We start from the raw sequence: 11043 nt of genomic DNA on the forward strand, positions 1-11043 counted from the left end.
CTAGGTTTTGAGAGAAGTTTCTTGATTTACAAAGACTCTATGCTCTTACCCTTAGTAATGTCTTAACCAAGAAAAAAGGATTTTAGGTAATTAAAATGGACGAAATCGCTAAAAAACTTGCTGGTCTGGGTCTTCCTGGGATAATTCTCGTGATTTTAACAGTTACATCAGCAGGTAGTAATGCTGCTATTGTTGCTGCCCTCACAGCAATAGGAGGCCCATTTGGCATCGTTGGAGGTATAGGAATACTCGGTCTGATAACGGTTGTAGGGGATACTGTAGCGGGATATGGAATTGAAGCTGTTCTCAAAGCTGTCTATACAGAACGGAGTAAAACCGAATCTGTAAGATATCTCCTGAAAGAAATTAAAGATTTACCCATTTCAGAGGAGTTAAAACTCAAACTGAAAAATCACCTTAGTCCAGAAACTGTTACTGAGGTGGAAGATGTTCAGCCTCCAAAAACAATTGAAATTGTCGAGGAATAATTTCACGGTTAGATTCGGTAACATTTAAAATCAAATGGCACAACTCCTATTTGGGATTTTAGATTAGGGATTTGGGGTTATTAAAAGCTGATTGGATTTTGCTTTAAGATATCCATTCGGATTCTATTTAAAATCAGTATCAGTTAACCGATCGCACCAAATTTCTGCGAGCAAAGAAAATAGCCTCTGAGAGGTTGTTTGAAAAGTATTTCACTGTAACTTTAGACACTTTTAGATCCCCCCTAACCCCCCTTAAAAAGGGGGGAACCGGAATTAAAGCCCCCCTTTTTTAAGGGGGGTTGGGGGGATCGATAAGGTTTTGCTACCGACGAAAGGACTTTTAAAACATCCTCTGAGTTCAATCTCACCGATTAAAACCTCAAAGGCCTATTTTTTGGGATATCTATGCAATAAATGTGTTACTTCGCAGAAGCCCAAAAATCGCTCTAAATGCTTGTGAAAAAAATAACTGTAAAGCCTGGGCAAGCACATAGCAAAAATTTACAAAAATAGGAAAACATTTACTTTCTGTACCAAATTTATTATGGAAGAAACTATCATTAACTCTATTCAAAATATTAATAATTTGTCTGCCTTAACTGAGCAGGAGCAACATAAAATATTGGTGGAATGGAATCATACAACGGTAGATTATCCAAAGCACTTATGTATACATCAGTTATTTGAAGCACAAGTAGAAAAAACTCCAGACAGCATCGCTGTTGTGTTCAAGGAGGAACAACTAACTTATCAAGAGTTGAACTACCAAGCCAACAAAATAGCACATTATCTACAAATTTGGGGTGTAAAACCAGAGGTGCTGGTAGGTATTTGCGTTGAGCGATCGCTAGAAATGATTATAGGAATGTTGGGTATCCTCAAGGCGGGTGGAGCATACATTCCGCTAGATCCAACGTATCCCAAAGAGCGTCTATCGTTTATGCTCTCAGATTCGCAAGTCCAGGTGGTGTTAACCCAAGAAAAATTCGTTGAAGAATTGGCTGCAAGTGGGGCGAAGTTGATTTGTCTGGATACTGGTTGGGAATCTTTTCAGCGAGAAAGTAACGAGAATCTTGGTAGTGGGGTTGCACCCGAAAATCTGGCTTATGTAATTTATACATCAGGGTCAACAGGAACACCCAAAGGCGTGCTACTCCAGCATCAAGGTGTGTGTAATTTAATCCAAGCACAAGTAAAACTGTTTGATGTACAGCAAAATAGCCGTGTTCTCCAGTTTGCTTCTTTCAGCTTTGATGCTTCAGTTTGGGAAATTTTTATGGCTCTGTGTTCAGGAGCTAGCCTTTACATTGGAACTCAGGATTCCTTGCGCCCAGGAATAGATTTAATTCAATTTTTGCGTAAGCAATCAATAACTCAGGTAACATTACCACCCACAGCACTAGCAGCGTTACCAAAAGAGGAATTGCCAAACTTACAAACCCTGATCGTCGCCGGAGAAGCTTGTAATCCGAAACTGATTGCTGAATGGTCAAAAGGGCGGCGCTTTTTTAATGCTTACGGCCCAACGGAATCAACAGTCTGTGCCACAGTAGCAGAATATACTGGCGACACTCAACTGACAATTGGTCGAGCGATCGCTAATACACAAATTTATATCCTCGACAACCATCAACAACCAGTTCCGATTGGTACTCCTGGCGAATTGTATATTGGTGGCGACGGCTTGGCTAGAGGCTATCTGAACCGCCCAGAGTTGACTAAAGAGAGATTCATCTCTAATCCCTTCCAAAAAAGCAGAGGAGCAGGGGAGCAGGGGAGCAGGGGAGAGAAAGAAGACCAATCCTCAAATTCGGAACGTCTCTACAAGACTGGGGACTTAGCCCGCTTCTTACCAGATGGCAACATTGAGTTTTTGGGGCGAATCGATCATCAGGTGAAGATTCGCGGTTTTCGGATTGAACTGGGAGAAATTGAGGCGCTTTTGAGTCAACACCCAGATGTACAGCAAGCGGTGGTAATCAGACGTGAAGACATCCCTGGTGATCAGCGTCTTGTCGCCTATATTGTGCTTAAGCAAATTGATGTGAGCGTGACTACCCTCAAACGCTTTCTTCAAGAAAAACTGCCTAACTACATGGTGCCAGCAGTCTTTGTAATCCTAGACTCCTTGCCCCTTACTCCCAATGGTAAAGTTGATCGTCAAAATCTTCCAGCTGGCGATCGCTCACGCCCCGATCTCGAAGAAACCTTTGTCGCACCTCGTAACCCCACTGAAGAGACACTCTTCAGTATCTGGGCTGAGTTATTGGGACTTGAGCAGATAGGAATCTATGATAATTTTTTCAATTTGGGCGGTCATTCCTTAATAGCGGCTCAGATGCTTTCCCGCATCCGCGAGGGTTTCCAAGTCGAGTTATTCTTTCACCACATTTTTGCTAATCCTACCATAGCGGGTCTAGCTGGGCTGATTGAACAGCACAGCCACCTGAAACAACAGTTGCAACGTCCTGCTATGCAGCCAATTCCACGGTCAGGATACTTGCCTGCATCCTTTGCTCAAGAGCGAGTATATTTCATTCAAGAAGTAGCTCCTGAAAGTGCTGCCTATCAAGCTCAGGTAACTCTGCGATTCACCGGGAAACTTAATGTGTCTGCATTAGAGCAGTGCCTCAGTGAGATTGTCCGACGGCATGAAATCTTCCGCACAACTTTTCCGGCAATAGATGGACGGTTATTTCAAGTAATCCACCCAGCCTCACCACTTAAGTTAACAGTGGTAGACCTCCAGACATTTCCTGAGTTTGAGCAAGAAGCAGAAAGTCAGCGCCTATTTGACGCAGAGGTGCAAAAGCCCTTCTACTTAAATCAACTGCCGTTAGTTAGGTGGTTATTGTTGAAGTTGAGCGACCAAAACCATCTTTTGATCCACATCGAACATCACATGGTTCATGATGGCTGGTCTTTCAACAATGTGTTCTTGAATGAGTTCCTGGAACTTTATCAAGCCTTCTGTTTGGGTAATCCCTCCCCACTGCCAGAATTAACATTCCAGTTTGGAGATTATGCCCATTGGCAGCGAGAGTGGGTTAAAAGCCAGGAAGCCGAAGCTCAATTAGCTTATTGGCAACAACAGTTATCCGGCAGTCCGCCCCTATTGGAATTACCATCAGACCGCCCGCGACCAGCAGAACAAACCTACAACGGCGCTCAAGTCAGGGTAGAGTTGCCCATTAGCTTGTGTGAATCTTTGAGAGTTTTGAGCCGTCAAGAGGGAATCACCTTATTCATGACGACGCTGGCAACTTTTTTAGTAATATTGCACCGATACACCAGACAGGACGATCTCTGTGTAGGGACAGCTGTTGCGAATCGGCGGATGCGCGAGACAGAACAATTAATTGGCATGATCGTCAATAATTTGGTTTTACGCACCGATTTGTCTGGGAATCCCACATTTCGGGAGTTACTAGATCGAGTCCGCCAAGTCAGTCTGGAAGCTTTTGCTAACGAAGATTTACCCTTCGATAAGGTCGTGGAGGTTCTGAAACCAATACGGAACCTGAGTTATAATCCCCTGTTTCAGGTGATGTTTAGCTTCCATGATTCTCCTCGTCCAGACTTAACTCTCCCAGAGTTGAACATCACCACGAATGTAGCCCTCAGCAACAAATCAACAAAGTTTGATCTTGATGTCGTTCTCATCCCGCAACATGGTGGGGAGAAGGGAATTAGTGTTATTTGGGAATACAACACCGATTTATTCGACGCTGCCACAATCCAGCAGATGGCAGAGCAGTATCAAACTTTACTAGTAGGAATTGTTGCTAATCCAGAGCAGCGAGTTTCTGAATTACCACTGTTAACGCAGACTCAGCAGCAGTTACTGGTGGAATGGAATCAGACTCACAGAGAGTATCCGTCTCAGCAATGTGTCCATGAATTATTTGCGGATCGGGTGGAGTTAACTCCCGACGCTGTAGCTATTCAACAAGAAGGTCAACAGTTAACTTACCGTGAATTGAGCGATCGCGCCAATCAATTAGCCCACTATCTGCAAAGTTTGGGAGTCAAACCAGAAACCTTAGTCGGTATCTGCGTTGAGCGTTCCCCAGAGATGATTATCGCCTTACTCGGCATTCTCAAAGCTGGGGGTGCATACATTCCCCTTGACCCTGCCTATCCCGAAGAGCGACTGGCTGATATTCTCGAAGATACGCAACTGAGCATTCTGCTGACTCAAGAAAGATTCCAGGGCAAATTACGAGATTATGCCGGAAAAACGATCTGTTTAGATAGAGATTGGGAAATAATTGCTCAACACAGTACAGCTAATCCTATTACCGAAGTTAAGCCCCATAACCTTGCTTACATTATTTACACCTCTGGTTCTACAGGTAAACCCAAAGGGGTGATGATTAAACAGCGATCGCTAATAAATTTTGTCATCACTGCCACTCATGAATATGGAATTAATGCGGGCGATAATATTCTGCAATTTGCGTCAATCTGTTTTGATACATCTATTGAAGAAATCCTACCTTGTCTTTTAGTCGGCGCAACATTAGTGCTGCGAACCGAACAGATGTTGCACTCCAGCGATGAATTTTGGCGGTGTTGCCGAGAATGGCAGTTAACTGTTTTGGATCTTCCCACAGCGTATTGGCATCAATTAGTCGCAGAACTTACCCCTGAAGACTCCCGAATTCCTGAAAGTATCAGAATAGTGATTATTGGTGGGGAAGAAGTTCAACTCGAAAAAGTGAAGCGCTGGCACAGTAGTGTGGCTCACTTCTGGCATCTACCCCAATTACTTAATAGTTATGGGCCAACAGAAGCAACGGTTATAGCCACCTTAGATCGCTTAACCCCATCAGCCTCCTCTGTTAGCATTGGACGACCGATTAGCAATGTTCAGGTTTATGTCCTGGATAAATATCTGCAACCTGTACCGATAGGAGTTCCCGGAGAACTGCATATTGGCGGAGCCGGATTAGCTAGAGGCTATTGGCAACGGACTGAACTTACCGCAGAGAAATTTATCCAAAATGCAAAATTGGATCGCCTCTACAAAACAGGAGATTTAGCACGATTTCGCGCAGATGGCCATCTAGAATATCTTGGTCGAATTGACGATCAGGTGAAAATTCGCGGCTTCCGCATTGAGTTGGGAGAAATCGAAACGGTGCTGAGACAACACCCACAGGTGTTTCAAACTGTGGTCATTGCTCGTGAAGACATTCCGGGACAAAAGCGGCTTGTAGCTTATGTTGTAGCGCACGAGCCGCAACCAACCACTGATGAACTGCGCCATTTTCTAAAAGCAAAGTTGCCTAATTATATGGTCCCTTCAGCTTTCGTGCAGCTGAAAGCCCTGCCGATGACTCCGAACCGCAAGATAGACTACCGCTCCCTACCAGCCCCCGACCTCTCTCGTGGCACAGAAGATAACTTTGTTGCCCCCCAAACCCCTACAGAAGAGAGATTAGCAGCAATTTGGTCGGAAATCTTAAGACTAAAACAAGTCGGCATCCACGATAACTTCTTTGAATTGGGCGGCGACTCCATTCTCAGCATTCAGGTAATTTCAAGAGCCAATCAAGCGGGTATCCAAATTGCCCCTAAACAGCTATTTCAGTACCAAACCATTGCTGAGTTAGCTGCTGTGGCAGGCATGACTCGCTCTGTCAAAGCCGAACAAGGATTAGTAACTGGCAAGGTGGCACTAACACCTATCCAACACTGGTTTTTTGAGCAGAAATTGCCCGAACCTGATTACTTTAACCAGTCAGCCATGCTGGAAGTGCCGCCAGATTTGCAACCAGAGCTATTGCAGCAAGTTGTACAAGAATTGTTATTGCATCACGATGCTTTGCGTTCGTGCTTTGCACGTCTCCCTTTGGGAGAATCGCGCTTTGTACAAGAAGGGGAAAACTGGCAGCAGTTTAACGCCCCTACCCTAGAAGCTGTGCCATTTAGCGTCATCAATTTGTCGCACCTATCGGCAGAAGAACAACAAACAGTAATGAAAGCGGCAGATGCTGAACTCCAAGCTAGTTTGAATCTATCGACTGGGGCGATCGCACGAGTAGTACTATTTAGGTTGGGCAACGATCAACCTGGTCGGTTACTGTTCATCATCCATCATTTAGTAGTAGATGGTATTTCGTGGCGGATTTTGCTTGAAGACTTGGCTATGGCTTACCAGAAAATCAGCCGTGGTGAAGCCATTAAATTACCAGCTAAAACAACTTCTTTTCAATATTGGAGCGATCGCCTAACAGAATACGCAAAATCAAAGGCGATTAAAGATGAACTAGATTACTGGCTAAGTGAGTCTAGCTTGAAAGTGACCGCCTTGCCAGTAGATCATCTTTCAGGTGAAGAGGACAACACCATAGCCGCAACTGCGTCTGTGTCACTTTCCTTAAATGAAGAACAGACCCGCGCCCTTTTGCAGGATGTACCCTCTGCCTACAACACTCAAATTAATGATGTGCTGTTGACTGCCCTAGTGCAAAGCTTTGCCCAATGGACGGGAGAACGTTCTCTGCTTGTTGATTTAGAGGGACATGGACGAGAAGACTTGTTTGAGGATGTGGATTTGTCGCGGACTGTAGGTTGGTTTACTACCTTATTCCCCGTTCATTTGCAGCTAGAAGAAATTGACCATCCAGGAGAGGTTTTAAAGTTAGTTAAAGAACAACTGCGGCGCATCCCAAACCGGGGCATTGGCTATGGTGTTTTGAGATATTTACACCCGGATGACACAATCCGCACGAAACTACAAGCGCTACCCCAAGCACAAGTAAGTTTTAACTACCTTGGTCAATTCGATCAGGTGATTAAGGCTTCTACCGCCTTGGGTTTGGCTCAAGAATTCAAAGCTGAACAGAGTCTACTTAATCAGCGCAGCCACCTGTTAGGGGTAAGCGGATTCATTCGTGCAGGAAGGCTAGAGATGACTTGGGCTTACAGCGAGAAAATTCATAAACGAGACACTATTGAGGGTTTGGCCTTTGGATTTATGGAGGCATTGCGATCGCTCATTACCCACTGTCAATCCCCTGATGCGATCGGTCATACACCCTCAGATTTTTCAGCAGCCAGACTTAGCCAAAAACAGCTTGACAAATTTATGACCAAAATCAAAAAAAATAAAACGAAGTAGTCATTTGTCATTGGTCAATAATTAATAGTTATTCTTCCCCTGCTCCCCCTGCCCCTCTGCCTCTTTCCCATTCCCCATTCCCCATTCCCCATTCCCCATTATCATGAACAATATCGAAGACCTTTATGAACTTTCGCCCATGCAGCAGGGGATGCTGTTTCATACCCTTTATGCGCCAGAATCGGAAGTTTATTTTGAGCAGTTGCTTTGTATCCTCCAAGGAAAATTAAATTTTCCTGCCTTCCAGCAAGCTTGGGAACAGGTTGTTGCACGACACCCAATTTTACGCAGTTCCTTTTATTGGGAGGAGATAGAAAAGCCCTTGCAAATGGTGAGTAAGCAAGTGAATCTCCCGTGGGAGGAATTGGACTGGCGGCATTTTACACCTGATGAACAACAAGAGCATTTAGAGAATTTTTTGAAATGCGATCGCCAAAAAGGATTTGGACTAGATGTTGCTCCTCTGATGCGCTTCACCATCATTAGGCTAGGGGAGGAAACCTACCAATTTATTTGGAGTCATCATCATATCCTCTTTGATGGTTGGTCGATGCAGATTATTCTCAAAGAAGTTTTAGCTTTCTATGAAGCACATCAGCGAGGCGAACATTTACGCCTCCAACACGTTCGCCCCTATCGAGAGTATATTAATTGGTTACAGCAACGGGATATTGATCAAGCAAAGAAATTTTGGCAAAAAACTCTCCAGGGGTTTGAAGTTCCTACACCTTTAATAGGAAACAGGGTACAAGGAACAGGGAACACTTCGACTGGCTCAGTGCATCGTAGGGGACTGGAAATATATAATGAGCAACGTTTTCAATTATCCCAAACGGTAACTGAAAAATTGCAATATGCGGCGCGACAGCACCATTTAACTTTGAATAATTTGGTGCAGGGAGCATGGGCATTACTAATTTCCCGCTACAGAGGGGAAAGCGATGTGGTCTTTGGTGCAACTGTATCTGGTCGTCCACCAACGCTTGTGGGAGTGGATTCGATGGTGGGGCTATTAATCAACACCCTCCCCATACGGGTAAAAATTACACCAAAAGCAGAATTATTACCCTGGCTCAAGCAATTACAAAGTCAAGCATTTGAACAGGAACAGTATGCTTATTATTCACTGGCAGAAATTCAGCGTTTGAGTGATGTTCCTCCAGGAATGCCTCTGTTTGAGAGCCTTTTAGTATTTGAAAATTATCCACTAGATTCTGCTGAACAGGAAACCAAAAAAACTTTAGAAATTAGTCATCTTCGTTGTTTTGAACGCACGAATTATCCGTTAACAGTAGTGATTAATCCTGAATCACAATTGTCTGGAAGGATTGTCTATGATATTGGTCGTTTTGAGCAAGAGACAATTGAGCGGATGATTGGACATTTCCAAACATTGCTATCAGGGATGGGAGCAAATTTACAACAGGATATTTGCCAATTATCCCTGCTCGGTGCAGCCGAAGAGGAAGAGATAATTCTACAAGAGAATAATAAAAATATAGATTCTATTCATTACAAATGTATTCATATTTTATTTGAAGAACAGGTAGAAAAAACTCCTGATGCAGTCGCACTTATATATGAAAAGCAACATTTAACTTATCGGGAGTTGAATAACCGCGCCAATCAATTAGCCCATTATTTACAAGGGCTGGGAGTTAAACCAGAAGTACGGGTGGGAATTTGTATAGAGCGATCGCTAGAAATGGTAGTAGGAATACTGGCAATCCTAAAAGCAGGCGGGGCTTATGTTCCGTTAGATCCTGCTTATCCAACAGATCGACTAACGCTCATGCTGGAAGATTTACAGACACCCATCTTACTAACACAAACTCATTCACAAAATAGACTCCCAATTGATAATCAAACTGTAGTTAATCTTGACTCAGATTGGGAAATAATCGCTCAACACAAAGAAGACAATTTGCTCAGTGAAGTTAATCCAGAAAACTTAGCTTATATCATTTATACCTCTGGCACGACGGGAACACCAAAGGGAACAGAAGTTACCCATCGTAGCATTATTGGTTTTATGTTTGGGGTTGATTATATTCACCTTGATGCAGAACAGATTTGGCTACAACATTCATCGATTTCTTGGGATGCACTAACCTTAGAACTTTGGCCGCCATTGCTTTACGGTGGGCGTTGTGTACTTTATCCAGATAAAATTCCCACACCAGAAGGCTTAAGCCAGATTATTCAAGAACAAAAAGTTAACACCTTATTTCTGACTACAGCCTTATTCAATCTCATGATTGAGACAATACCGCAAGGATTGTCAGGCGTAAAACAACTACTGTTTGGGGGAGAATCCGTTTCTGTAACTCATGTTCGTCGCGCCTTAGAACTATTGCCGGGAACGCAATTAATTAATGGCTATGGCCCTTCCGAATGTACAGTTTTTACTTGTTGTTACCCGATTCCTAAACAACTTGCTGAAGATGTGAATTCAATTCCCATTGGAAAACCCATCGGTGACAGGATAGTTTACTTACTAGATGGGGATTTACACAGAGTTGCAATTGGCATTCCTGGGGAACTTTATGTGGGTGGAGCAAGCGTTGCTAGAGGTTACTTAAATCAACCAACATTAACGAGTGAAAAATTTATTCCTAATCCTTTTATTAAGGGAGATACACTTTACAGAAGCGGAGATTTAGCACGCCGTCTCCCTGATGGAAACCTGGAATTTATAGGTCGAATTGATACACAAGTTAAAATTCGCGGTTTTCGCATTGAATTAGGAGAAATTGAGGCATTTTTAAATCAGCACCCTGACATCAAGCAAGTTGTTGTTATTGTGCGAGAAGATGAACCTGGTAATAAGTATTTAGTGGCTTATCTTGTCACCAAAGATAATCAACCAACGCCTAGTACACTGCGAAACTTCCTCAAGAAAAAGCTGCCTGATTACATGATTCCCACCACCTTCGTATTTCTAGAGGCATTCCCCTTAACACCTAATAGTAAAATCAATCGCCGTGCTTTGCCCGCACCAGATACTTCCCAAAGAAATCTAGAGGTTGATTTTGTTGCTCCTCGCACATCTACCGAACAAGAATTAGCTACGATTTGGGTTGAAGTTCTCAAAGTAAAACAGGTTGGAATTCACGATAACTTTTTTGAGTTAGGGGGACATTCTTTACTAGCTACACAAGCGATTTCTCGATTAAGAGAAGCCTTTTCTGTAGATTTTCCTCTCCGTTATCTGTTTGAAAATCCGACCATTGCTGAACTTGCTCAAAAAGCGATTGCCCACCAGATTGAACAAGCAGAAAATGATGCCCTAGCACAGATTTTAAAGGAAGTTGATCAGTTATCAGACCAAGAAGTGACGCAAGAATTGCTTTTGTAAGTATTAATTCAACTAATCAATATTTTTGTTATCTCTCTGTGTTCTCTGCGTCTCTGTGGTTCGATAAA

The 11043-nt window shown here is 43.3% G+C and carries 3 protein-coding genes; all 3 read left to right on the top strand.

Annotated elements, in window-relative coordinates; all coding sequences use genetic code 11:
- The first annotated feature begins 95 nt into the window (after window positions 1-95).
- The 3 genes from IQ274_RS10770 to IQ274_RS10780 all read left to right on the top strand — a co-directional run bounded on the left by IQ274_RS10770 (window position 96) and on the right by IQ274_RS10780 (window position 10975).
- On the top strand, window positions 96-488 hold the full coding sequence (locus IQ274_RS10770) for a hypothetical protein (RefSeq protein ID WP_194142241.1): 393 nt from the start codon (window positions 96-98) through the stop codon (window positions 486-488).
- 544 nt (window positions 489-1032) lie between these two features.
- The gene (locus IQ274_RS10775) at window positions 1033-7617 is read left to right on the top strand and encodes a non-ribosomal peptide synthetase (protein ID WP_194142242.1); all 6585 of its coding nucleotides are present in this window, start codon (window positions 1033-1035) and stop codon (window positions 7615-7617) included.
- A gap of 103 nt (window positions 7618-7720) precedes the next feature.
- Window positions 7721-10975, top strand: coding sequence for a non-ribosomal peptide synthetase (locus IQ274_RS10780; protein ID WP_194142243.1), 3255 nt, complete (start codon window positions 7721-7723; stop codon window positions 10973-10975).
- Window positions 10976-11043 lie beyond the last annotated feature (68 nt).

Origin of the sequence: Nostoc sp. LEGE 12447, from assembly GCF_015206985.1 — a bacterium.
Taxonomy (GTDB): domain Bacteria; phylum Cyanobacteriota; class Cyanobacteriia; order Cyanobacteriales; family Nostocaceae; genus Nostoc.

Coding starts and splice junctions, on each gene's coding strand:
- IQ274_RS10775 (WP_194142242.1), top strand. CDS start 1,033: ATGGAAGAAACTATCATTAACTCTATTCAAAATATTAATAATTTGTCT.
- IQ274_RS10780 (WP_194142243.1), top strand. CDS start 7,721: ATGAACAATATCGAAGACCTTTATGAACTTTCGCCCATGCAGCAGGGG.
- IQ274_RS10770 (WP_194142241.1), top strand. CDS start 96: ATGGACGAAATCGCTAAAAAACTTGCTGGTCTGGGTCTTCCTGGGATA.